This is a genomic window from Streptomyces sp. NPDC044063 (assembly GCF_056434285.1).
The window spans coordinates 247156-270532 of the sequence record NZ_JBWKFM010000006.1; the positions used below are offsets into that span (position 1 = coordinate 247156).

18 protein-coding genes are annotated in these 23377 nt (G+C 74.7%); 5 read left to right on the forward strand and 13 right to left on the reverse strand.

Translation table 11 applies throughout. From position 1 onward, the window contains the following. Positions 1-104: 104 nt before the first annotated feature. The 5 genes from AC07BS_RS11015 to AC07BS_RS11035 form a co-directional block, all read right to left on the reverse strand. Complete coding sequence (locus AC07BS_RS11015) at positions 105-1658, reverse strand: carboxyl transferase domain-containing protein (protein WP_478644950.1); 1554 nt, start codon at positions 1656-1658, stop codon at positions 105-107. Between the two features lie 12 nt (positions 1659-1670). Then, positions 1671-2189 (reverse strand): ribonuclease FAU-1 family protein, encoded by a 519-nt coding sequence (locus tag AC07BS_RS11020; protein WP_478644952.1) that lies wholly within the window; start codon positions 2187-2189, stop codon positions 1671-1673. An 89-nt stretch (positions 2190-2278) separates the two neighbouring features. Continuing rightward, entirely contained in the window at positions 2279-3160 is an 882-nt protein-coding gene (locus AC07BS_RS11025) for an esterase/lipase family protein (protein WP_478931481.1), read from the reverse strand. Between the two features lie 151 nt (positions 3161-3311). Then, positions 3312-4301, reverse strand: coding sequence for a DNA polymerase Y family protein (locus AC07BS_RS11030; RefSeq protein ID WP_478644956.1), 990 nt, complete (start codon positions 4299-4301; stop codon positions 3312-3314). Positions 4302-4393: 92 nt separating this feature from the next. After that, positions 4394-7885: a DNA polymerase III subunit alpha gene (locus AC07BS_RS11035; protein WP_478931483.1), complete on the reverse strand. Its 3492-nt coding sequence runs from the start codon at positions 7883-7885 to the stop codon at positions 4394-4396. Between the two features lie 156 nt (positions 7886-8041). On the opposite strand from AC07BS_RS11035, the gene AC07BS_RS11040 reads away from it, so the two are divergent. Both AC07BS_RS11040 and AC07BS_RS11045 read left to right on the forward strand, forming a co-directional pair. After that, positions 8042-9100 (forward strand): DUF3533 domain-containing protein, encoded by a 1059-nt coding sequence (locus AC07BS_RS11040; protein ID WP_478644961.1) that lies wholly within the window; start codon positions 8042-8044, stop codon positions 9098-9100. A 438-nt stretch (positions 9101-9538) separates the two neighbouring features. Continuing rightward, complete coding sequence (locus AC07BS_RS11045) at positions 9539-9988, forward strand: subtilase-type protease inhibitor (protein ID WP_478644963.1); 450 nt, start codon at positions 9539-9541, stop codon at positions 9986-9988. Positions 9989-10086: 98 nt separating this feature from the next. On the opposite strand, the gene AC07BS_RS11050 is transcribed toward AC07BS_RS11045, so the two are convergent. The 6 genes from AC07BS_RS11050 to AC07BS_RS11075 all read right to left on the reverse strand — a co-directional run bounded on the left by AC07BS_RS11050 (position 10087) and on the right by AC07BS_RS11075 (position 16994). Beyond that, positions 10087-11067 (reverse strand): S1 family peptidase, encoded by a 981-nt coding sequence (locus AC07BS_RS11050; protein ID WP_478644966.1) that lies wholly within the window; start codon positions 11065-11067, stop codon positions 10087-10089. A gap of 241 nt (positions 11068-11308) precedes the next feature. Then, on the reverse strand, positions 11309-12259 hold the full coding sequence (locus AC07BS_RS11055) for a slipin family protein (RefSeq protein WP_478644968.1): 951 nt from the start codon (positions 12257-12259) through the stop codon (positions 11309-11311). A gap of 213 nt (positions 12260-12472) precedes the next feature. Then, on the reverse strand, positions 12473-13384 hold the full coding sequence (locus AC07BS_RS11060; protein WP_478644971.1) for a S1 family peptidase: 912 nt from the start codon (positions 13382-13384) through the stop codon (positions 12473-12475). 241 nt (positions 13385-13625) lie between these two features. Then, on the reverse strand, positions 13626-14423 hold the full coding sequence (locus AC07BS_RS11065; protein ID WP_478644972.1) for a DUF1684 domain-containing protein: 798 nt from the start codon (positions 14421-14423) through the stop codon (positions 13626-13628). A 58-nt stretch (positions 14424-14481) separates the two neighbouring features. Further along, positions 14482-15396 carry an LLM class flavin-dependent oxidoreductase gene (locus tag AC07BS_RS11070; protein WP_478931487.1) on the reverse strand — a complete coding sequence of 305 codons (915 nt, stop codon included), beginning with the start codon at positions 15394-15396 and terminating at the stop codon, positions 14482-14484. Positions 15397-15761: 365 nt separating this feature from the next. After that, complete coding sequence (locus AC07BS_RS11075) at positions 15762-16994, reverse strand: DUF5685 family protein (protein WP_478931489.1); 1233 nt, start codon at positions 16992-16994, stop codon at positions 15762-15764. A 275-nt stretch (positions 16995-17269) separates the two neighbouring features. On the opposite strand from AC07BS_RS11075, the gene AC07BS_RS11080 reads away from it, so the two are divergent. Continuing rightward, positions 17270-17719, forward strand: a complete 450-nt coding sequence (locus AC07BS_RS11080; RefSeq protein WP_478644979.1) for a cell division protein SepF — start codon at positions 17270-17272, stop codon at positions 17717-17719. 53 nt (positions 17720-17772) lie between these two features. On the opposite strand, the gene AC07BS_RS11085 is transcribed toward AC07BS_RS11080, so the two are convergent. Both AC07BS_RS11085 and AC07BS_RS11090 read right to left on the reverse strand, forming a co-directional pair. Beyond that, entirely contained in the window at positions 17773-18942 is a 1170-nt protein-coding gene (locus AC07BS_RS11085; RefSeq protein WP_478644982.1) for an acyl-CoA dehydrogenase family protein, read from the reverse strand. A gap of 107 nt (positions 18943-19049) precedes the next feature. Continuing rightward, positions 19050-20672: an MFS transporter gene (locus AC07BS_RS11090; protein WP_478931491.1), complete on the reverse strand. Its 1623-nt coding sequence runs from the start codon at positions 20670-20672 to the stop codon at positions 19050-19052. Positions 20673-20829: 157 nt separating this feature from the next. On the opposite strand from AC07BS_RS11090, the gene AC07BS_RS11095 reads away from it, so the two are divergent. Further along, entirely contained in the window at positions 20830-22008 is a 1179-nt protein-coding gene (locus AC07BS_RS11095; protein WP_478644987.1) for a glycosyltransferase family 39 protein, read from the forward strand. 252 nt (positions 22009-22260) lie between these two features. Further along, entirely contained in the window at positions 22261-23283 is a 1023-nt protein-coding gene (locus AC07BS_RS11100) for a phosphatase PAP2 family protein (protein ID WP_478644990.1), read from the forward strand. Positions 23284-23377 lie beyond the last annotated feature (94 nt).

Sequence of the window (23377 nt, forward strand, 5' to 3'; positions counted from 1 at the left end):
CTACCGGGGGGCGCCGGCCGCCGTGACGGACCCTGCGAGGAGCGTGGACGTATACCCCCGATGCCCCCTTCGCCCGGGCCCCTTCGCTTCCCCGGGCCGTCGCGTCACGAGGACCGTGCGACACCCGTGCCGCCGAGGCGCCGATAGCGCGACCGGCGGGCCGCGTGCCGCTCCCGCTCGTCGCGCGCCGCCAGAGCGGCCATGTCCCCTCCGATCACCCGGCCGAGCACCGCGAGGAACGCGTCGTCCCCCGGTAGTCCTTCCTCTACGATGCGGTCCACGATCCCGTTCGCCAAGAGGTCGGCGGTGCGCACCCCTTGACGTCCGGCCACCTCGTACGCCCGGTCCGTGGTGCGGTGGAGGATCGCCGAGGCGCCCTCGGGCGGCAGCGGGGAGAGCCAGGCGTGCCGGGCCGCCACCACCCGGTCCGCCGGGAGCAGCGCGAGCGCCGCGCCGCCCGCCCCCTGCCCGAGCAGCAGGCAGAGCGTGGGCGCGGGAAGGTTCACCAGATCGGCCAGGCAGCGGGCGATCTCCCCGGCGAGCCCGCCCTCCTCGGCCTCCCGGGAGAGCGCGGCCCCCGCGGTGTCCACCACGGTGAGCAGCGGCAGCCCCAGCCCGGCCGCGATGCGCATGCCGCGGCGGGCGGCGCGCAGCCCGGCGGGCCCGAGCGCCTGGCCCGCGGCCGGGTCGGGGTGGCTGCCCCGGTCGTGGCCGAGCACCACGCAGGGGGTGCCGCCGACCCGGGCGAGGGCGAGCAGCAGCCCGGGGTCGCGCTCCCCCGCGCCGGTACCGCTGAGCGGGGTGACCTCGGTGGCCGCGGCGCGCAGGAACTCGCGGACGCCCGGCCGGTCCGGGCGGCGCGACCGCCGGATCGATTCCTCGACCGGGGGCACGGCGCCGCCCTCGGCGGGTGCGGGTGCGGGCACGGGTACGGGGCCGGGCGCGGCGGGCACCTCGTCGGCGCACGGCACCTCGTCGGCGCACAGCACGGACAGCGCCCGGGCCGCGACCTCCGGCAGCAGCGCGGCCGGCAGTACGGCGTCCACCAGCCCGTTCGCCAGCAGGTTCTCCGCGACCTGGACGCCCGGCGGGAACTCCTCGCCGTACAGCGCCTCGTGCACGCGCGGCCCCAGGAAGCCGATGAGGGCGCCGGGTTCGGCGGAGGTCAGATGGCCCAGCGAGCCCCACGAGGCGAGGACGCCGCCGGTGGTGGGGTGGCGGAGGTGGACGAGGTAGGGCAGGCCCGCGGCCTTGTGATCGGTGATCGCGCCGGTCACCTTGACCATCTGGAGGAAGGCGATGGTGCCCTCCTGCATCCGCGTCCCGCCCGAGGCGGGCGCCGCCAGCAGCGGCAGCCGCTCGGCGGTGGCCCGCTCCACGGCCCGCACCAGCCGCTCCCCCGCGTCGACCCCGATCGAGCCTCCCAGGAAGCGGAACTCGCAGGCCACCAGGGCCACCCGGCGGCCGCGCACCCTCCCCTCGCCGGTGATCACCGACTCGTCCAGCCCGGTCCGCTCCCGGGCGGCGAGCAGATCGGCACGGTAGTCCGGGTCGTCGGTGGTCAGCGCGACGGGCTCGTCCCAGCAGCGCCAGCTGCCGGGATCGACGACGGCCAGGATCAGATCGAGGGCGGAGGTCCGCTTGCCGGTGTCGGTCATGCCGTCACCCTGTCACGTTCCGAGCAGCGGACCGGCGAGTCGGCCCGTGCGGGCCAGCGCCTCCAGCTCGTCCAGGGCCCGCTCGGCCGCCCGGGCCGCCTCCGGGTCCCGCTCGGCCAGCCCGCTCGCGGCGAACTCGTCCTCGTCCAGGCGCAGTACGGTGGCCCCGTCGGCCGAGACCCACAGGTCCAGGTCGAGGTCCTCGGCCACCAGCAGGTCCTTCCCGGTCCGCGCCGGGCGGGTGACGTCGCAGTACCAGCCCTTGAGCACGCCGGCGCCGTCGCGCACCTCCTTGACGGAGAACCAGCGGTCCCGCCAGTAGTGCTCGGTGAAGAGGTCGCCCGTCTCGAAGCGCACGAACCCGAAGTCGCGGTCGCCGTCACCCGCCCAGGGCGCCCGTACGACGGCGTGGGTGCCGTCGTCGTACACGACCGTGGCGGGGTAGCTCACCTTGGTCCGGCCCGCCTTCACCAGCCGGACCGTGACCGTACCGCCCGCCGTCAGTGCCTCGCCGGTCAGTGCCTCGTCCATCGTGGGAACCCCGTTCCGTGCCTCGCCGTGGTGGTCAACGGCCGCAGCCTCTCCCACGACGGGGCACGGGGCCACCGGTTTTCGCCCGGTCAGCTCACCATCGAGGCGCAGTTCGCCGGGGTGGCGTGCTCCGGGTCGAGGGCGTTGGCCGCCTCGTGGAAGGCGACCCGGTCGATGGTGCCGAGGGTCAGGTGCATCGAGATGTCGACCGGGCAGAGGTCCTGGACGAGCACGTTGCGGACGTTCGGGCCGGAGAGGTACTGGGTCTCGTAGGGCGTGACGACCTCGTCGTAGCGGGTGGCGATGACCGTGTACTTCACGCCCGGCACGGTGTCGCCGCCCTCGTTGAGGCGCTTCATGAAGTCCGAGCCGACGACCTGGTCGGTCAGGCCGGGGGCGGTGGCGTCGATCACGCCGCGCGCGCCGGGGACGACGTCCAGCAGTTTGGTGAGCCCGGACAGGGTGGTGCCGTGGTTGTTGGGGGCGATGCCGACCAGGGCGTTCACCTTCGTCGCCCCGCCGTTGAACTTCATGTACTGCCGGGGGATCATCCCGCCCTGCGAGTGGCCGACCATGTCGACCTTCTCGGCGCCGGTGGCCGCCAGCACCTTGTCGACGTCCGCGGCGAGCTCCTCGGCCGACTTCGCGACGGGGCCCAGGCCGTAGAAGGCGGGGATGCCGGGCAGCTTGCCGTAGTCGAAGGAGAAGACGCAGTAGCCGCGCTTGACCAGGTAGGGGGCGAAGGACCACCAGTTGCTGGTGGAGTTCTCCAGCGTGCCGTGGACGAGGACCACGGGCCGGGGGTGGGCGGCGGAGGGCTTGCAGGAGAAGTCGTTCCAGCCACTGCTGACCGTCCGCTCGCCGGCCGGGGCGGCCGACGCCGCCGTCGGAACGGCGACGGCCGACAGGGCCAGGGCCAGAGCGGGCAGGAGGGCGCGGAGCGGACGGAAGGATCTGCGGCGCGGCTTCATGGGACGTCCTCGCAGGTGGGGGATGGCATGCCGATGAGCACCGGTGGGAGGTGTTACCGGTGGATTAAAAAGGCGTTAACTTACTTGCGGGTAGCCTGCGATCTTTTTCTTGCTTTCGTCAAGCAAGTTCACCGAAATCCGTTTGGCGTGATTACGCCACGTCCAGCGCCGCCGCGGGACCCACCGCCGCCATGCCGAAACGCGCCCGCGCCCGGTCGACCGCCGCCTCGACGCGCCGCGCCTTCTCGTCGGCCGGATCGAACGTCAGCTGGTGGGCGGCGTGCTCGGCACCGCACAGCCCCTCGGCGCGCAGCGCCACCGCCCGCACCCTGGCCCGCTGGAGGGCGAGCCCGGCGTGCAGCGCGTAGGCCGCGGCCGTCAGTTCGGGGGTGTGCGCGGTGGGCTCGGCGAAGGTCCGCGACCGGGTGGTCGAGGAGCCGTCCGCGTACCGGACGGTCAGCTTCAGACCACGGGCGACCTGGCCACCCGCCCGCATCCGGGCCCCCAGCCCGTCGGCGAGCGCCAGCAGCGCGCGACGCCGGTGCGCGGGGTCCAGCTCGTCGGCGGCGAAACGGTGCTCGGCCCCCATCGACCGCGCCCGGGCGTCCGGGGTGACGGGTGTCGGATCGACACCGCGCGCCCGCTCGTGCACCCGTCGCCCGGCCGCCGCGCCCAGGACCCGCTCCAGGGTGCCGACCGGCGCCGCGGCGACCCGGCCCACACTGTCCAGCCCGTACGCGCAGAGCGCCCGGGCCGTGGCGGGCCCCACCCCGTGCAGCGCGGCGACCGGCTTGCGGTCCAGGAAGGCGGCGACCGCGTCCGGTTCACCGGGCAGCGCGCGCACCGCCCCGGGCGGCCCGTCCGCCGCGACCATCCGCGCGAGCGTGGGATTGCCCGCGATGCCGACGGTGCAGTCCACGCCGTACCGCGCGAGCGCGCGGACGCGCAGCAGGGTGCCGAGGGAGGCCGGATCGAGCCCGAAGTACCGGCGCGCTCCACGGACGTCCATGAGGGCGGCGTCGGGGGGCAACGCCTGGACGACCGGCGTCACCGCGGCCAGCAGGGCGAGCAGGCCGTCGTAGGTCTCCTCGCCGAGCGGCCCTCCGGCCGCGTGGAAGTGGACGTACAGGACGGTGCCCACCCAGCCCGTCCGGCGTTCGAGGACCGGGGGTCCGGGGGCGGAGCCCCTGGTTCCGGGAAGGGGCGGGACCGGGGAGAGAAGACCTCGCGCACTCATCCCGCGCTCCCGGAACTCGCGTGCCACAGCTTCCGCCCGGTCGGCGCCCCCTCACCGGCCGGTTGCAGATCCGCCCACGGATGCATGGCGTAGCCCGTGGGCATCCGGACCCGCCGACCCCCATCCGGCACCGCATCCGGCACCGCCGACGCGGCAACCGGCACGGCCCCGGCCAGAACCCCCGCCACCGCCTCCAGCCCCCCTTCCCCCCGCAGTCGCGCCAGTTCCGCGAGGTCCCACGCCGCCGCCCCCACCACGCTCAGGCTGCGCGGCCCCCGGCGCTGGACCACGCCGCGTACGAGCAGCAGCCAGGAGTGGAAGACCGTGTGGGCGCACGCCTCGTGGCTGTCGTCGAAGAAGGCGCAGTCGACCAGGCCCGTGCCGTCGTCGAGGGTCGTGAAAATCACTCGCCGGCCGGAGCGGACCGGTGGTGTCTGGGTGGCCGCCTTGGCGCCCGCGACCAGCACGGTCTCGCCGTGCCGGGCGTCGCGCAGCCGCCGTGCCGGCGTCGCGCCCAGCTCGGCCAGGAAGGCCAGGTGATCGGTCATCAGGTGGCGTGAGGCGTCCATGCCGAGCACGGCGAGTTCCGCGCCGAGCCGTTCGCGCGCGTCCAGGTCGGGGAGGCCGGCCGGCGCGGTGCGGGCGCTGTCGACGAGGGTCGGCTGGACGGCTCCGGCGGGGTCCCGCCGGCCGTGCAGTTCGGCGATGTGGAGCAGCAGGTCCCGGCGGTTGGTGCCGAAGGCGTCCAGCGCGCCGACCCGGGCCAGCCGTTCGGCGACCGGGCGTGCGGGCCGGGCGCGCCGCCACAGGTCCGGGAGCGAGGTGTACGGGCGGCCGGCGGTGATCCGGCGGGTCTCGGCCTCGGAGATGCCCTGTACCTCGGAGAGGGCGAGGCGGATGCCGAAGCGGCCCGCCCCCGGCCCCTTGCCGGACACCAGTTCGATCGCATAGGCGGCCCCCGAGCGGTTCACGTCCAGCGGCAGGACGGGCACCCCGCGCCGGCGCGCGTCGGCGAGCAGCAGCCGCTTGGGGTACATGCCCGGGTCGTGGGTGAGCAGCCCGGCGTAGAAGGCCGCCGGGTGGTGGGCCTTGAGCCAGGCCGACTGGTAGGTCGGCACGGCGAAGGCCACGGCGTGCGCCTTGCAGAAGCCGTAGGCGCCGAACGCCTCGACGATCTCCCAGGTGCGCCGGACGACGTCCGTACCGTAGCCGCGCGCCCGGGCCCGTTCCGCGAACCAGGCCCGTACCCGGCCCACCAGCAGGGGGTCGGACAGCGCGCGCCGGCTCTCGTCGGCGAAGCCCCGGTCGCAGCCGGTCATGATCCGCAGGATCTCGATGACCTGCTCGTGGAAGACGACCACGCCGTAGGTCTCGCCGAGCACCTCCGCCAGGTCGGGGTGGGGGTAGCGGGCGGGGGCGCGGCCGTGGCGGGCCTCGACGAAGGGGCGCACCATGTCGGCCGCGACCGGTCCGGGGCGGAACAGCGAGATGTCGACGACGAGGTCGTGGAAGGTCTCGGGCTGGAGCCGGCCGACGAGGTCCCGCTGGCCCGGCGACTCGATCTGGAAGCAGCCGAGGGTCTCGGTCGAGCGGATCAGTTCGTAGGTGGCGGGGTCGCCGGGCGGTACGTGCGCGGGGTCGTCGAGGTCGATCCGGCGGCCGGTGACCCGGGCGATCTCGTCCACCGCGTGGGCCATGGCGGACTGCATCCGCACGCCGAGCACGTCGAGCTTGAGCAGGCCCAGTTCCTCCACGTCGTCCTTGTCGAACTGCGACATCGGGAAGCCCTCGCCGCTGGTCGGCACGACGGGGGTGCGGGCGCGCAGGCCGGCGTCGGACAGCAGCACCCCGCACGGGTGCATGGCGACGCCGCGCGGCAGTCCGTCCAGCGCCTCGACCAGCGGCCACAGCCGGGCGTCCGGCCCGTACGGCCCGGCGGCGACGTCGCGCAGCTCGGGCAGTTCGGCGAGCGCCGCGCGGGCGTCGCGGGCCCGGATGTGCGGGAAGGCCTTGGCGAGCCGGTCCACCTCGGCGGGGTCCATGCCGAGGGCCGCGCCCACGTCGCGGACGGCGTGCCGGACGCGGTAGGTCTCGGGCATGGCGACGGTCGCCACCCGCTCCGGGCCGAAGCGGTCGAAGATCGCGCGGTAGACCTCCAGCCGGCGGGCGGACTCCACGTCGATGTCGATGTCGGGCAGCGCGGTCCGCTCCCGGGACAGGAAGCGCTCCATGAGCAGGCCGTGCTCGACGGGGTCGGCGTGGGCGATGCCGAGCAGGTGGTTGACGAGGGAACCGGCGCCGGAGCCGCGGGCCGTGACGCGGATGCCGAGGGCGCGGGTGTCGTCGACGACGCGGGCGACGGTGAGGAAGTACGAGGCCAGGCCGCGCGCCTCGATGACGCCCAGCTCCTCCTCCAGCCGGTCCCAGCGACGCCGGTCGCGGTCGTACCCGCGCCGCACCATGGCCGCGGCGCAGCGGGAGCGCAGGACACGGGCCGCGGTGCGGCGGCCGGCCCCGACCAGGTGCGGCTCGGGGAAGTGGACGGAGCCCAGGCCCAGGTCGTCCTCGGGGTCGACGAGGCACGCGGCCGCGGTGTCCTCGGTGGTGGCCAGCAGCCGGTGGGCGGCGGAGCGGCGGAAGCCGGCGGCCTCCGCGATCCGCTCGGCCGCGGCGGCCATGTCGGCGGGGGGTTTCAGCCATCGTTCGCCGCCGTCGAGGGTGTCGGGCCGGCGGCGGTCGACGGGCACCAGCCGGCGGGCGGCGTCGAGGACGTCGGCGACGGGCCCCTGGCCGGGGTCGGCGTAGCGGACGGCGTTGCTGAGCACGGCCGGTACGCCCTGGTCTGCGGCGAAGCCGGCGGTGCGGGCGGCGAGGCGCAGGGAGCCGGGTCCGGTGCCGGTGCGGCCGTGCCAGACGGTCTCCAGCCGCAGGCCGTCGCCGAACATCTCGCGCCAGGGGCCCAGCAGTCGCGCGGCCCGGTCGGGACGGCCGGCGGCCAGCGCGCGGCCGACCTCGGAGTCCGGTCCGAGCAGGACGGTCAGCGGGGCGCGGATGCCGTCGGCGGCGTCCGCGAGGTCCGTCCGGGCCAGCTCCGGTCGTCCGGTGCCGCCCGCGTGGGCGGCGGAGACCAGTCCGCACAGCGCGGCCCAGGCGGGGGCGCCGGCGCGGGCGAGGAAGACCGCGCGGGGCGCGGACTCGTCGACGAAGGCGCCGCCGCGCGCCGGGGCCCGGTGGCGCACCGTGGGGCCGTCCTGGGGCAGCGGTTCGCGGACCGCCAGGTCCACGCCGAACAGCGGGCGGACCCCGGCCGCGGCCGCGGCCCGGGCGAAGCGGACCGCCCCGGCCAGGGTGTCCCGGTCGGTGAGGGCCAGCGCGTCCATGCCGCGCTCGGCGGCCCGCTCGGCGAGCCGCTCGGGGTGCGTGGCGCCGTACCGCGCCGAGAAGCCCGACGCGGTGTGCAGGTGCGTGAACGCGCCCGTCCGGGCCATCGCACCTCCTCCTGCTCACCACCCCCTGGCCGAAAACCGCCCCCTTCTTCTCCACCATAGACCACTTCTCGAACGTCCGTACGAATCTTGGTGCGCGTCTCACCCGGACGGCCCCCACCGCCTGCGCCGGCCCGCCGCGCCCCGCAGGCTCGTGGCATGACCGGCACTCCCGGCGGCCGCGGCCGCTTCGCCCAGGAGGTCCGGGAGGCGGTGACGGGCCGGGCGGCGCTGCTGGTGCTCGGGGCGCTGGTGCTCCAGCTCGCGTTCGTCGTCTCCTACATCGGCGCCTTCCACGACCCGAGGCCGAGGGACGTCCGGGTGGGGGTGGTCGCGCCGCGGCCGGTGGCCGCGGCGGTGGCCGAACAGCTCGCCGCCCTGCCCGGCGGCCCGCTGGACCCGAGCACGGTCGGCGACGACGGGGAGGCCGTGCGGCTCATCCGCGAGCGCGAACTCGACGCGGCGCTGATCGTCGACCCGCGCGGCAGCGCCGACACCCTGCTCGTCGCGAGCGGCGCCGGCGCCTCCCTCTCCCAGGCCACCGAGGTGGTCGTCACCCGGGCCGAGGCGGCTCAGCACCGGACCGTCCGGGTCGTCGACGTCGCCCCGGCCGCCGCCGGCGACGCCCGCGGGCTGAGCGCGTTCTACCTGGTCGTGGGGTGGTGCGTGGGCGGCTATCTGTGCGCCGCGATCCTGGCCGTCAGCGCGGGCGCCCGCCCCGCCAACCTCCACCGGGCGGTCATCCGGCTGGCCGCGATCGCCTGCTACGCGATCGTCTCGGGACTGCTCGGCGCCGCGATCGCGGGCCCGGCGCTGGGAGCGCTGCCGGGCAGTGTCGCGGGCCTGTGGGGGCTGGGCGCCCTGGTGGTCTTCGCCGTCGGGGCGCTGACCCTGGCCTTCCAGGGCCTCGCGGGGGTCGTGGGCATCGGGCTGGCGATCGGCGTGGTCGTCGTGCTGGGCAACCCCAGCGCGGGCGGGGCGTACCCCTACCCCCTGCTGCCGCCGTTCTGGCGGACGATCGGCCCCGCCCTGCCGCCGGGCGCGGGCACCTGGTCGGCGCGCTCCATCGCCTACTTCCGGGGCAACGCGCTGACCTGCCCGTTGCTGGTGCTCTCCGGCTGGGCGGCGGCCGGCACGGCGGTCGCACTGGGCAGCGCGGCGGCGCACGCCCGGCGGCGGCGCGAGGCCCCGGAGCGGCAGACCGAACAGTCGGTCTGAGCGCTCTTCGGCCATTGCTGCGGCGTTCCCCCGGCGACGCGCCCGGCGCACCCGGCGCGGTCCGACCGCTTTTCGGCCGGACCGCCGGAGCCTTCCGGGCCACCGTAGAGTCCATTGGATTGAGCGGCTATAGGCGCCAAAAATTAAGCCTTCGTAGGCATGATTGACATTTGATCAATGATTACAAGGCATCTGCGCTGGTCAACATCCCTGAAACATTAATCCACCGCATTATCCGTCAAATCGGACACTCCGCCCCACCCGGCGCCACATCGCGGTCACATACGCGGACTCCCCCCGCACCGGATCCGGCCACATCGGGACGCTACGCAGGGTTTTCAACCAGCGACTGAAAGTGTTCGATCCAGGTGCGTTCATGCCCAACTTCGGTAAGACTGCCGTCCGTTATCTGCACCCACGAGCAAGGGAGTGTTCGGAATGCGGTACATCACTGGGGGGATCGCGCTCGGAGCCGCGCTGGCCCTGGGCGGCCTGGTGCAGGCCGGAACGGCGGCGAACGCCGCACCCACGCCGGTGCCCGCGGCGCAGACGCAGAGTCTGTACGCGCCCTCAGCGCTCGTACTGACCGTCGGCCAGGGCGACTCGGCGGCCACCGCCGGCGTCCAGCGCGCCGTGACGCTCACGTGCACGCCCAAGGCCGAGGGAAGCCACCCGAACACCCGCGGCGCCTGCATACAACTGCGTCAGGCGGGCGGTGACTTCGAGAAGGTCACCCGGGTCAAGGACGGCACGATCTGCACCCGCGAGTGGAACCCCAGCACGGTGACGGCCGAGGGTGTCTGGGAGGGCCGCCGGGTCAGCTTCCAGCACGTCTTCGCCAACCCGTGCGAGCTGAAGGCCGGCAAGGGCGTGGTCTTCGAGTTCTGAGCGAGGCCACGCAGCCCCGGGCCGGACGGCCCGTAGCGCGTGGAGCGGCCCCCGGACACCGTGGAGGTGTGTCCGGGGGCCGCGGTCCGTGGGGGGTGTCAGGCGAGGGTCACCCCGTACGCCGCCAGCGCCTGCGACACCGGCTGGAAGTAGGTCGTGCCGCCCGTCAGGCAGTTGCCGCTGCCGCCGGAGGTGATGCCGACCGCGGCGTCACCGTCGAACAGGGGGCCGCCGCTGTCCCCCGGCTCGGCGCACACATCGGTCTGGATGAGCCCGGTGACCGTGCCCTCCGCGTAGTTGACCGTGGCGTCCAGACCGGTCACCTTGCCGCCGTGCACCCCGGTCGTGGAGCCGCTGCGCCGGACCTGCTCGCCCACATGGGCGTCGGCGGCGCGGGTGATGGCCTGGGACGAGCCGTTGTAGAGGTTCACGGAACCCGGGTGCGGGACGGCCGGGTCGGTGTACCGGACCAGGGCGTGGTCGCGGCCGGGGAAGGTGAACGCCTCGGTCTCGGCGAAGACGGGGCCGCCCTTGGTCCGGGACCACCGCTTGAACGCCTGGCCGCAGTGCCCGGCGGTCAGGAAGTAATACGTGTCGCCCTTGCGGGCGTTGAAGCCCAGCGAGCACCGGCCGTCGGGGCCGTAGACGGCGTCGCCGCCCTGCACGAGGCGGGTGAGCCGGGTGGTGATTCTCCGCACCTCCACGGTCTCGCCGAGGCCGCCCGCGACCTGGCGCAGCCGGGCCAGCCGGGCGCCCGTGACGGTGTTGTCGGCGGTGACGACGACCCGGCCCGTTCTGGGGTCGGTCACCCAGGCGGTGCCCGGGATCGAGGCGCGTTCGCTGAGGGTCCGGCGGGCCGTGGCGAGCCGGGCCGGGGCAACCCGGGCGGGCGCGGCACCGTCACCCGCCACCCGGTCGAGGCCTGTCACCCGGTCGAGGCCGGTCACGACCCCGGCGACGAGGCCGGAGCCCGGGTCGCCGGGCTCGGCCCGGGCCTGCGGGGAGAGGGTCACCGCGGTCAGCACGGCGAGCGCCGCCCCGGCCAGGGCGGCGCGCACACGCATCCGACGGAGCTTCAACTCGGCACCTCCAGTGGGGGGTTGGGTCCGGCTGCGCACCACACGGACCCGGAGGACGAACGACACAGCCGCACCCCCGAACAGGAGGTCGCGTCCATGCCAAGTTGGTCCGTCGAGTGTCCCGATCCTTCGAGGGAGTGCACAAGGGCGACTTCCGGTCGCGCGTATTTTCATACGCGCGCCCCGCCGGAGTGCCGCACGCCGACCGGCGTGTCGGACGGGTCCGCCGGGCGGGGCAGCCTCAGCCGGTGGCGTCCGGACGGGCCTCCGGCGGCCCGGCCGCATCCACGCCGGCGCCCAGGTCCGCGTCCGTGCCCGCGTCCGCGCTCAGATCCAGCTTCTCCAGAAGCGGAGGCACTTCCTCCGGAAGAGGCGGCTCCTCCGGAAGTGGCGGCGGAGGCGCCGGCTCATGGGCCCCGGCCTCCTCCGGCCCCGCGGAGGCCCGCTCCAGGAACCGCAGCAGCTCCACCGGGAACGGCAGCACCAGCGTCGAGTTCTTCTCCGCCGCGACGGCCACGATCGTCTGCAGCAGCCGCAGCTGGAGGGCCGACGGCTGCGTGGACATCGTCCGCGCGGCCTCGGCCAGCTTCTTCGACGCCAGCAGCTCCGCGTCCGCGTTGATCACCCGCGCCCGGCGCTCCCGCTCCGCCTCCGCCTGCCGCGACATCGACCGCTTCATGGTCTCCGGCAGCGAGACGTCCTTGATCTCCACCCGGTCGATGTGGACGCCCCACCCCACCGCGGGACTGTCGAGCATCAGCTCCAGCCCCTGGTTGAGCTTCTCGCGGTTGGACAGCAGGTCGTCCAGGTCGCTCTTGCCGATGATGGACCGCAGTGAGGTCTGCGCCATCTGGGAGACCGCGAAGCGGTAGTCCTCGACCTGGATGACGGCCTCGGCCGGGTCCACGACCTTGAAGTAGACCACCGCGTCCACCCGCACGGTGACGTTGTCCCGGGTGATGCCCTCCTGGGCGGGCACCGGCATCGTGACGATCTGCATGTTCACCTTGCGCAGCCGGTCCACGCCCGGAACGATCATCGTCAGTCCCGGCGGGCGGATCTGGCTGCGCAGCCGCCCCAGCCGTAGCACCACCCCGCGCTCGTACTGCTTGACGACACGGGCCGCGCCCGCCAGGTACACCAGCCCGGCGGCCCCGGCCGCCACCGCCGCCACCACGAGGTCCTCGAGCATCTCGACCTCCTGTGCCCGTCCCGCGCACATGTCGGGAGATACGTCCACGGTATGCCCGCGCCGGACGGCGGTCGAGGGAACGGACGGGGTGTGCCGGAGCCCCCGGTCCACCGGGACCGGGGGCTCCTGTGCTGCTGGCCGCAGGCTGGGGAAGGGCGGAACGCGCTCGCGGTCAGACGTCCGGGGCGGGCGGCGGGACGGTCACCCGGCGGGTCAGGCGATGCTCACTCCGTAGGCGCCGAGGGCCGCGGTGACCGGCTGGAAGAAGGTGGTGCCTCCCGAGCGGCAGTTGCCGCTGCCGCCGGAGGTGAGACCGAGGGCCGTGGACCCGGCGAAGAGGGCGCCGCCGCTGTCCCCCGGCTCGGCGCACACATCGGTCTTGATCAGGCCGCGGACCACCTGGCCGTTGCCGTAGTTCACGGTCGCGTTCAGGCCGGTGACCTTGCCGCCGCGCACCCCGGTGGTGGAGCCGCTGCGCTGGACGCGCTGGCCCACGGAGGCGTTGCCGGCGCCGGTGATGCGCTGGGCGCGGCCGTTGTAGAGGTTCACCTCGCCGGGGTGGGGGATCGCACCGTTGGCGTACTGCACGATGCCGTAGTCGTTGCCCGGGAAGCTGGTGCCGGTCGTGGGGCCGATGCTCGTGGCGTGGCCGGAGTCGGCGTAGTACCGCGGCTTGCCCTCGGTGCAGTGCCCGGCGGTCAGGAAGTAGTACGTGCCGCCCTTGCGCACGTTGAAGCCGGCCGAGCAGCGCCAGGTGGGGGCGTAGACGGCGTCGCCGCCCGCGACGAGCTTCCGGAAGGCGCCCGGGACGGTCTCCACGCGTATCGCCTCGGCGTCCGGGCCGGCCTGGCGTCTGATCCGGTCGATGTCGGCTCCGGAGACGGTCGAGTCGGCGGTGACCACGAGGGTTCCGGTGCTCCGGTCGACGACCCAGGCGGTGCCCGCCACGTCCGCCGACTCCACGGCCGCGCCCGCCGCGGCCAGCCGCGCCGCCGAGTAACCGGCGGGAACCGCTCGGGCGTCGGTGACGGCGAGGGCGGAGACGGCCAGCAGCCCGGCCGCCACGGCGCCGGCCCTGAGGCGCGCGGCGCGGGCACGGCGGGGGGTGGTGCGCCTGATCCTCACGTTGTTCCTCCCGAGTGGGGTCGGGGGCCGGGGCGTACGGGCCCGTCGGCGCGGCCGGGCGGCACGCCGCGTTCCGCTTTCGCCGTGCCCCTGACAAGCGCTTGCTCGGGAGTATTCGGGCGGAAGGGGGCATGGCGCAAGAGCGCCTTTCGGACGCGCCCCGCGCACGACCGAACGCCCCGGCGGCCTCGCCCGGCCCGCCGGGGCCGCGTCGGCGGTCCCCGCTCGCCGCTTCGACGCGTCAGCGCGTCAGCGCGTTCCGCTCGCCGGCCGGGACGTCGAACGGCAGCCGGTTGCCGGGCGGCGGGAAGGGACAGATGAAGTGGTCGGCGAACGCGCACGGCGGCAGCACGGCGCGGTTGAAGTCCACGGTCACCGCGCCGTCGGCGGCGGGCGCCGGGGGCGTGAGGAAACGGAAGCGGAAGGTGGAGGTCCCGCTGGTGCCGTCGGCGAAGACCGCCCACAGCGTCCCGTCGGCCTCGGCCGACACCAGCAGGGTGCGCTCCCGCCCCACGGCGGTGAAGGCCAGCTCGCCGGCCAGATGCAGGCCCCGCTCGCGCCCGTCGGCGTTCTCCACCGAGACGGTGCGCTCGCGCTCGTACGGGCGGAAGTGCCCGGGCAGCACCCAGCGCTCGTCGTGGTCGAAGGCGTCGATGCCGGCGAAGGACCGCCGGCGCGCGGAGTCCGGGTCGAAGACGCGCACGGCCCACAGCCCCTCACGCCGTATGACCAGCAGCTTCCGGTCGCCGTGCGTGAGGCGGGCGCCGGCGGGCCCGCTGTCGGCGGCGAGCCGGACCTCCCCCGCCAGCGGCAGGCCGTCCAGGGTCAGCCCGTCCTCGGCGGCGGCGGTCAGCAGCACTCCCCCGCCGTACCCGGGATCCTCGGCCCACCGCCCGGGCACGCCCGGGATCCGCCCGTCGGCCGCGTCGGCGAGCCAGTGGGTGCCGGTGAGCGCGAGCGGCCCGTACGGCGCCGAGACCACCGCGTCGCGCTCCTCGCGCCACGCCTTCCACCGCTGTCGCGCATCAGGTGTGCTCATGGCGGACAACCCTTCCATACCGGCCGGGCGGGTCGGGGGTGCTCGCGCGGGGCGCGCGTCACGCCGTCCTGCTCACGGGCGCGCGGCAGGGGGCGGAACGGGGCAGGCAGAGGTGCTCGCGGAGGGTGCCGCCCGGATAGAAGACCCGTAACAGACCGCGGTGCTGGAGCACGGGCACGGTGCCGTCGACGAGCAGCGGCAGATCGCGGTCCGGGTCCCGGGGCCGGAAGTGGAAGCCGTCGGCCACCCCGTCGGCGTACCAGTCGCCGACGAGATGGGCGAGGGCGACGGCGTCCGCCGTCGCGTACAGCGCGATCGGCAGGGAGGCAAGGACGACGATCCGGCCGGCGCCGGTGGCGGGGTCGCGGCCGTGGTCGCGCAGCCGCCGGCGCAGGTCGTCGCGGGCGGCCCGGACGGTGTGGGCGTCGCCGGGGTGCGCGGCGGGCACGAAGGCCACTCCGGCGTGGCGGGCGGCGACGTCCCGGGCCTGCGGGGTGCCGGCCCCGACCGCGACGACGGGCCGGGGCACGCGGTCCTCGTCCCAGCGCCGGGCGACGGCGCCGGCGACCGCCTCCGCCTCCCGCCATGCCGCCGCCGAGGGCGCCGGGCGCCGGGCGGACGGCCGGGCCCCGGTCCCGCCGCCGGACACGGCCACGGTCCAGCCGGCCCGGCCCCGGCTCGCCCGGTCGAGGGCGGCGAGGGCCGTGGCGAGGGGTAAGGGTTCGGCGCGGGAGGCGGTCACCGTCGGCACCAGGCCGATGCGTTCGGTGGCGGGCGCCACACGGGCGAGCACCGCGAGCGCGTCCGGCCGGCCGGCGCCGCGCCCGGACGGCCCGGCGGGGTCGTCGAGCGTGACGAAGTCCAGCCGCCCCCGCTCCGCGAGCCGCGCGGCCCGGACGAAGGGCGCGGCGTCATGGGTGCCGGGGCGGTCGATGGCGACGGAGAGGTGGAGGGGAAGGGTGGGTTCGGGCATGCGAAGGCTCCGTGGATGCGGATCGGGCACGGACGTGCCGCCTTCACCCGGGCCGCGCCCCTCAGCACGGCCGGGGGTCGAGGCTATGCCGGACGCACGGCACGCTGTCAACCCCGATCGGTCTCCCGCCCGCACGACGGCGGTGTGCGGGACGGGAGTTGACGGAGAAACGGATCTCCTGCTCCACTTGGGCCCATGCGACCACGGCAGCGGCTGGTCACCCGCGACCACATCGACTTCGGTCGGGTGTGGTCCGCCTCCTGTACGGGCTGACCCCGCCCGCCGGCGCGCCCCTCGGCGCCCGGCACCGCCGCCTTCCCGGATACGCCCCTCTCTTCTCCTTCTCTCTTCTCCTTCCTCGGCGATCAACTACAGCCGCAGTCGCACCCACAGTCGCAGCCGTCACAGCAATTGCTGCAACAGTCACAGCAGTTGCAGCAGTCACCGCAGCCATCACAACCATCACAGTTGTCACAGCACTTGGCGCACCATGCCTCGCGCGGCCGCCCGTCCCACGGGTCCGAGTAGGGGTCCTTGCAGCACACCTGCCCCGTGCAGAACAGCCCGGTCCACACGGCGCAGCCGGCGATCAGCCCGCGCCGCCGCCCCGGCGGCCGGGGCGGGGCGGGCGGCGGCGGCATGGGCGGCGCGCCGTACGGCCCGTGGGACGCCTCCGTGTCGTGCGGGTGCTCCGTGTGCCCGGTGGTCGCGCAGCCGCCCTGGGCGAACACCCGGTCCACGGACCGCTCCAGCTCGTGCGCCAGCAGGATGTGGGCGAGCCGGCCCTGCTCCCTGCTCGCGAACTCGACGTCGCGCAGCGCCAGCCGTACGCCGTGGACCGCGTCGTCGCACAGCCGCCGCACCTCGGCGAGATCGGTGCCGGTGACGGCGACGGGGTTCCACGCGCCGGTGCGGGCGTCCTCGTCCAGATCCTCGACGGCGTCCAGGAGATGGGCGAGCCGGCCGAAGAGCCGGCCCGCCTCCGCCAGCGGCTCGCGGTTGCCCGGCCGCCCGGCCAGCACGGCGGTGTGCGCGAAGGCGGCGGCGGTGGCCGTCTCGGTGGGTTCGGTCACCTCCAGCAGCGAGGTGCCGCCGACGGCCAGCGCCTCGATCCCCGCCTGCCGTTCGACCGCGTCGACCAGAACGGCCGTGTCGAAGCCCAGTTCCGATCCCGTACGGGCAGCCGCCCGGTCCCACTGGGCGGCGATCCGCCGGGCCGCCGCCGCGACCGGACGGCGAGCCAACACGCCGTCCCCGTCCGTGACATGGTCGCGCATCTTGGCGGACGCCAGGACGAGTGAGACCGACGCGGCCAACCGCGCGCCCTCGCCCTGCGCCACGGGCGCGGACCGCATCCCGCGCAACGGGCAGGGCCCCGCCGTGCGCCGCCGGGACCCGGCCGTCCCGTCCTCCTCGGCGGGCGCCGACTGCGCCTCGACGAGCACGGATATGACCAGACCGTCGTAGTTGGTGGCTATTCGAGCGAACTGCCCGTGATCGGCCTTCAGTGCCAAGCAGAGCCCGCAGAGATGGGCCATCCACTCCGTTCGCATGCTCTCGGACAGCCGGTGACGGCATGGCCTGATGATCCCGAACAAAACGTGCCCCCGTGTGTGGTGTCGATGTGCCCGGGCATCCTAGTCAGCGGGGACAATCGTGCTGGGCCGGAACCCGCTCCGTCCGCACTGTGCCGCATATGCCCAGGTCCAACGCCTGCGGTCCACTCATAGGAGTTTCTGACGCACCGCCACCCGCTTTGCACCAGATGCGTCACGAAATCCCCGCATGGCCGCCATCCACTTGGCACATCATCCGCATCATGGACGACCATAGAGGAGCGGGCGGAACACACCGCGTGTGAGAGGAGGCGTCCATGGGATCGGTGCGCAAGGCGAGTGCGTGGCTTGGCCTCGTCGACGACAGCGATGACGAGGGCTACTACGGCGGCTACGAGGAGGACTCCGACGAGGGGCCCGGGCACGGCGGCGACTCCTGGGTGACCAACCCCAAGGTCCGGGTGGCCGACGAGGTCGCGCAGGAGCAGGGCACCCGCATCGCCACGGTCACCCCGGACGGCTTCCGGGACGCCCGCGGCATCGGCGAGCTGTTCCGCGAGGGCGTCCCGGTGATCGTCAACCTCACCGCCATGGAGCCCAGCGACGCCAAGCGCGTCGTGGACTTCGCGGCCGGCCTGACCTTCGGGCTGCGCGGTTCGATCGAGCGCGTCGCCAACCGCGTCTTCCTGCTCACCCCCGCCGACTACAAGGTCGTCAGCGGCGAGCACGGCGGCCGGGCGAACGGCGGCTTCTTCAACCAGAGCTGACCGACCGGAGCCGATCAGGTACGAAACCGCCGCCCGCCGCGGTCAGCGGGAGCTCACCGGAACGCGTCGACGCCGGTGAGCGCTTTGCCGAGCACCAACTGGTGCATCTCCACGGTGCCCTCGTAGGTGAGCACCGACTCCAGGTTCGTCGCATGCCGCATCACCGGGTACTCCAGCGAGATCCCGTTGGCACCCAGGATCGTCCGGGCCGTCCGGCAGATCTCGATCGCCTCCCGCACGTTGTTCAGCTTCCCGAAGCTCACCTGCTCCGGCCGCAGCCGCCCCGCGTCCATCCGCCGCCCCAGGTGGTGGGCGAGCAGGATGCCCTTGTGCAGTTCCACCGCCATGTCGGCCAGCTTGGCCTGGGTGAGCTGGAAGCCGGCGATCGGCCGGCCGAACTGCTCCCGGCCGCGGGAGTACTCCAGCGCCGCCTCGAAGCAGCTGCGCGCCGCGCCCATCGCGCCCCACACGATGCCGTAGCGGGCGTGGTTCAGGCAGCCGAGCGGCCCGCGCAGCCCGGTGACCTCCGGCAGCACGGCGTCGGCGGGCAGCCGCACCTCGTCCAGCACCAGCTCGCTGGTGACCGAGGCGCGCAGCGACCACTTGTGCTTGATCTCCGGCGCGGAGAAGCCGGGCCGGTCGGTGGGGACGAGGAAGCCGCGGATGCCCTCGTCGGTCCGCGCCCACACGACGGCGACACCGGCCACCGAGCCATTGGTGATCCACATCTTGCGGCCGGTCAGGATCCAGTCGCCGCCGGCGTCGCGCTTGGCGTACGTCCGCATGCCGCCCGGGTCCGAGCCGTGGTCCGGCTCGGTCAGCCCGAAGCAGCCGATGATCTCGCCGGCCGCCATGCCGGGCAGCCAGCGCCGCTTCTGCTCCTCGGAGCCGAAGCGGTGGATGGCGTACATCGCGAGGGAGCCCTGGACGGAGACCAGCGAGCGGACGCCGGAGTCGGCGGCCTCCACCTCCAGGCAGGTCAGCCCGTACTGGACGGCGCTGGCGCCGGCGCAGCCGTAGCCGGTCAGCTGCATGCCGAGGGCGCCGAGGGAGCCGAGTTCCCGGGCGAGCTCCCGGATGCCGGGGACCTCGCCGCGCTCGTACCAGTCGGCGACGTGGGGCAGGACGCGGTCGGCGGTCCACGCGCGCACGGTGTCGCGGATCGCCCGATCCTCGTCGGTCAGCAGGTCGTCGATGCCGAGCGGGTCATGCGGGTCGAACACGTCGGCCTCCGGCGGGTGCGGGGGTGATCATCGTCGGACCCGACGCTACGGCCGGGTAACCGCATCCGTCCAGACCCGCGCGTCCGGACCCGGGCCCCGGAGCCGGGTCAGCCCGCGGAGCCCGCGCGGGCCGGCTCCGCGTCCTCGGGGGCCGCGCACTCCAGGCCGCGCGGCAGGCGCAGCGCGGCCAGCGCGCCCAGGAACAGCAGGCACGCGCTCACGGCCAGGGTGACGTGGAGGCCGTGGACGAACGCGTCCCGGGCGGCGGTGCGCAGGGCCGTGCCCGCCGGTCCGCCGAGCCGGTCGGCGACGGCGTAGGCCTCGCCCAGGGAGTGCCGGGCCGCCGTGCCCGCGGCGCTGGGGACGCCCGGCACCCGCTCCACCCCGGGTGCGTAGGCGGCGTTCATGACGCTGCCGAGCAGGGCGATGCCGATGCCGGCGCCCAGCTGGTAGGAGGTCTCGCCGATCGCGGCCGCGCCGCCCGCCGACCGGGCGGGGGCCTCGTTGAGCATGGACTCGTACGCGCCGAAGAGCGTGGTCTCCAGGCCGAAGCCGAGCGCCACGAAGCCCGCGACCAGCACGACGGGCTGGTCCCGGCCGCCCATCACGGTCAGCGAGGCCACCGCCATGGCGGTCAGGGTGAATCCGGAGGCGACCATGGCCCGCGGTCCGAAGCGTTGCAGGACGCGGGAACCGGCCAGCCCCGCCGCCATCGCGGCGAGCGTGAGCGGCAGCAGCCGCAGACCGGTCTGGAGCGGGGTGAGGCCGAGGACCAGCTGGAGGTACTGCGCCGCCACCAGCTCCAGGCCCACCAGCGCCAGCATGGCGAGCACGATGCAGCCCACCGAGGTGCCGAAGGCCGGCCGGGCGAACATCGTGAGGTCGACCAGGGGGTGCCGGCGGCGCCGCTGGCGGCGGACGAAGAGGACGAGCAGCGCGACGCCGAGCGCCGCCGGGACGACGGTGCCCGGGGCCAGCGGGTCGGCTCCGCCCACCCGCTTGATGCCGTACACCGTGCCGAACAGGCCGAACGCCGCCATCAGCGCGCCGAGCACGTCCCAGGGGCCGTCGCGCTCGCCGGTCGACTCGGGCAGCAGCCATCGCCCCACGGGGAGGCTGACCGCCATCAGCGGGATGTTGATGAGGAAGACCGAGCCCCACCAGAAGTGCTCCAGCAGGAATCCACCGAGCAGCGGGCCGAGGGCCGCGCCGACCGCGGCGACCGCGCTCCACACGCCGATGGCCACGGCCCGCTCCCGTCGGTCGGGGAAGACCTGCCGGAGGATGGACAGCGTGGCCGGCATGATCATCGCCCCGCCGGCGCCCAGCAGGGCCCGGGCCGCGATGAGCACCTCGGGGGCGGTCGCCAGCGCGGCGAGCGAGGAGGCCACGCCGAAGAGCCCGTAGCCCAGCAGCAGCACGCGGCGGCGACCGACCCGGTCGCCGAGGGTGCCGAAGAGGATGAGGAGCGCGGCGCAGACGAGGGGGTAGACGTCGACGATCCACAGCAGCTGGATCGCGCTCGGCCGCAGGTCCTCGGTGAGGGCGGGCACCGCGACGTGGAGCACGGTGGCGTCGACGGCGACGAGCAGCAGGCTGACGCAGAGGACGACCAGCACGGTCCACCGGTTCGCCCCGGGGGCGGTCCGGCCCTCCGCGCGGCGCGGCAGGAGCCGCTGCCGGGGAACGCCGGCGGGCCGGCGGGGCCCGGCGGTGGTCGTCCCGGACATCCACACACCTCCGTGTCGTGCGCTCGCGGCCACGCGCTGGCCTTCGGGGAACTGTGGCCCCGGCGGAGTCGAGGGGCGAGTGAGTCGACAGAGTACGCGAGTCCCGCCGGAACATACGTGGCCCCTCTCACGTCGCCGGGGCTGGGACAATCGACCGATGACCTCTCTCGCCACCCCCTCCGGCACAGCCACCGGCGCGCCCGCGCCGCCCGGCGGCGGCGCGCTGCGCCGGGCCGTCCCCGCCTTGCTGCTCTACGCGGCGGTGCGGGCCCTGGGCATCGTGGCGCTGGCGCTGTGGGGGCTGGCGGACGGCAAGAGTCCGCATCAGCTGCTGTCGGCCCGCTGGGACTCCCTCTGGTACGCCCGGATCGCCGAGGACGGCTACGGGTACACGCTGCACCTCGCGGGCGGCAAGGTCCATTCCGATCTGGCGTTCTTCCCGCTGCTGCCGTGGCTGGAGCGGGGGCTGTCCGCGCTCGTGCCGCTCTCGGTGAACGACGCGGGCCTGGTGGTCTCCGCCGTGGCCTCGCTGTGCGCGGCCGGCGGGATCTTCGCGATCGGCGACCGGCTGTACGGACGGCGGGCCGGCGTCCTCCTCGTCGTGCTGTGGGCGGCGCTGCCGGTCGGCGTCGTGCAGTCCATGGCCTACTCCGAGTCGCTCTTCACCGCGCTGGCCGCGTGGAGCGTCTACGCGGTGCTCACCGGCCGCTGGGTGTGGGCGGGCACGGCCGCGGCGCTGGCCGGGCTGACCCGTCCGGTGGGCGCGGCGGTGGTGGCGGCCGTGTGGATCACCGCGGCCGTGACGCTGGTCCGCGCGCGCCGCCGGGGCGGCGAGGAGCCACCGGCGGGGCGGATGCCGCTGGGCGTGACGCTGGCCCCCCTGGGCTGGCTGGGGTACGTCGCCTGGGTCGGCGTGCGGACCGGCGCGGCGACGGGCTACCTGGACGTCCAGGGCGGCTGGGGCAACGGCTTCGACGGCGGGCTGGCGTTCGGCTCCTTCGTCGGGGGGCTGCTGGCCTCCCCCGCGTTCCCGGCCGGTCTGGGCCTGCTCGTCGGCGTCGCCCTGGTGCTGTGGCTGTACCGGGCGGGGGTGCGGCAGGGGCAGCCGCTGCCGCTGCTGGTCTACACGGGCACCGTGCTGCTGCTGGCGCTGACGGCGAAGGGCTACTTCGGCTCCAAGCCGCGCCTGATGATGCCCGCGTTCCCGCTGCTCGCGCCCCTGGCGGTGGCGCTGGCCCGGCTACGGACGGTACGCGCGGCGTCGGTGGTGGCGGTGGTGGCCCTCGCGTCGGCGGTGTACGGCGCCTTCTGGCTGCACGGCTCCGGCCCTCCATGATCATATTTTCCGGGCGGGCGGCCGAGCGGTGGACACCGCCCGGACCGATCACCGATAAACACCGCCGCGTATAAATGAATTAAGCGACCCCGCAATCACGGCGGGCTTCACCGACGGACCATTGAGGGTTTTCCCGCGAGGCGCTTTCAAACGTGTGCCGAGCCACGGTTGAGACGCATTCCACATCACATCGTCATCACAAAGAGCCTCGATCGGCCGAACCCTCCCGTCACGCAATGTAACGTCGATTGAGTGCGTACCAACGACGAGCTCGTCCCAGCGGAGGAGCGCCCGACCGATCCCGTGCGACCACGGATGACCCGGACCCGTCTGGGGATCTTCGTGGCGACCTCCGTGGTCTATGTGGCGATCGTGGTCGGCGTGCTCACCACGTCCTGGCCGGTGCGGTTCGACTGGCAGGTCATGCTCTTCCGGCCGTACAAGCAGTGGCCGGAGATCCACACGTTCCTCGACTACTTCGTGGTCCTGGGCCAGCGCGGCCCGACCGCCGTGGCGGTCGCCGCGTGGCTGGGCTGGTGCACGTACAAGCGCAGGACGCTGCGCCCGCTGCTGGTGCTGGGCACCTCGTTGCTGCTGCTCAACGCGACCGTGGGCGCCGCCAAGATCGGCATGGGCCGGCTCGGGCCGCACTACGCCACCTCGATCGGCTCCAACGAGATGTTCGCCGGCGGCGACATATTCCCCTCGGGTCACACCGCGAACGCCGTGGTGACCTGGGGCGTCCTCGCCTATCTGGCCACCACCCCGCACGCCCGCCGGATCGCCTCGGTGATCGCCGCGCTGCTGGCGCTGGGCGTGGGGATGACGACCGTCTACCTGGGCACGCACTGGATGAGCGACGTCACCCTCGGCTGGACCGCGGGTCTGATGGTGCTGCTGGTGCTGCCCTGGTTCGAGCCGCTGATGGCCCGCGCCGAGGTCTGGCTGCTGGACCTGTGGCGGCGGGTGCGCGAGCGCCGCGCCGTCCTCGCCCCGGCCCCGCTCCCGGCGGGCGTCACGCTGGGCGCGCCGCGGTCCCCCGTCGACGACGAGCTGCCGGTCCGCGAGCCCGTGGGCGCCGGCAGCCGGTCCGGGGGCGGCACCGCCTCCCGCGGCACCGACGGCAGGCACCGGTCGCACACCATCCGCTCCGAGCGGACGCCGGTCACCCCGACCGGCAGCCGCCGGCCGCCGCACGCCGACCGCCTGCCGCGCACCGCGCCGCTGGGCCCGGCGACGGGCCGCGGCCGTACGGCGGGCACCGCGGGCGGCTGACCCGCCGGCACTCCCCCGACGCACACGGAGGCGGCCCCGGACAACGCGTCCGGGGAGGTCCCCCTGTCTCGGAACGGAACCCCCCCCCACAACC

Coding starts and splice junctions, on each gene's coding strand:
- AC07BS_RS11020 (WP_478644952.1), bottom strand. CDS start 2,189: ATGGACGAGGCACTGACCGGCGAGGCACTGACGGCGGGCGGTACGGTC.
- AC07BS_RS11045 (WP_478644963.1), top strand. CDS start 9,539: ATGCGGTACATCACTGGGGGGATCGCGCTCGGAGCCGCGCTGGCCCTG.
- AC07BS_RS11070 (WP_478931487.1), bottom strand. CDS start 15,396: ATGCCCGAACCCACCCTTCCCCTCCACCTCTCCGTCGCCATCGACCGC.
- AC07BS_RS11040 (WP_478644961.1), top strand. CDS start 8,042: ATGACCGGCACTCCCGGCGGCCGCGGCCGCTTCGCCCAGGAGGTCCGG.
- AC07BS_RS11015 (WP_478644950.1), bottom strand. CDS start 1,658: ATGACCGACACCGGCAAGCGGACCTCCGCCCTCGATCTGATCCTGGCC.
- AC07BS_RS11080 (WP_478644979.1), top strand. CDS start 17,270: ATGGGATCGGTGCGCAAGGCGAGTGCGTGGCTTGGCCTCGTCGACGAC.
- AC07BS_RS11095 (WP_478644987.1), top strand. CDS start 20,830: ATGACCTCTCTCGCCACCCCCTCCGGCACAGCCACCGGCGCGCCCGCG.
- AC07BS_RS11065 (WP_478644972.1), bottom strand. CDS start 14,423: ATGAGCACACCTGATGCGCGACAGCGGTGGAAGGCGTGGCGCGAGGAG.
- AC07BS_RS11055 (WP_478644968.1), bottom strand. CDS start 12,259: ATGCTCGAGGACCTCGTGGTGGCGGCGGTGGCGGCCGGGGCCGCCGGG.
- AC07BS_RS11025 (WP_478931481.1), bottom strand. CDS start 3,160: ATGAAGCCGCGCCGCAGATCCTTCCGTCCGCTCCGCGCCCTCCTGCCC.
- AC07BS_RS11035 (WP_478931483.1), bottom strand. CDS start 7,885: ATGGCCCGGACGGGCGCGTTCACGCACCTGCACACCGCGTCGGGCTTC.
- AC07BS_RS11090 (WP_478931491.1), bottom strand. CDS start 20,672: ATGTCCGGGACGACCACCGCCGGGCCCCGCCGGCCCGCCGGCGTTCCC.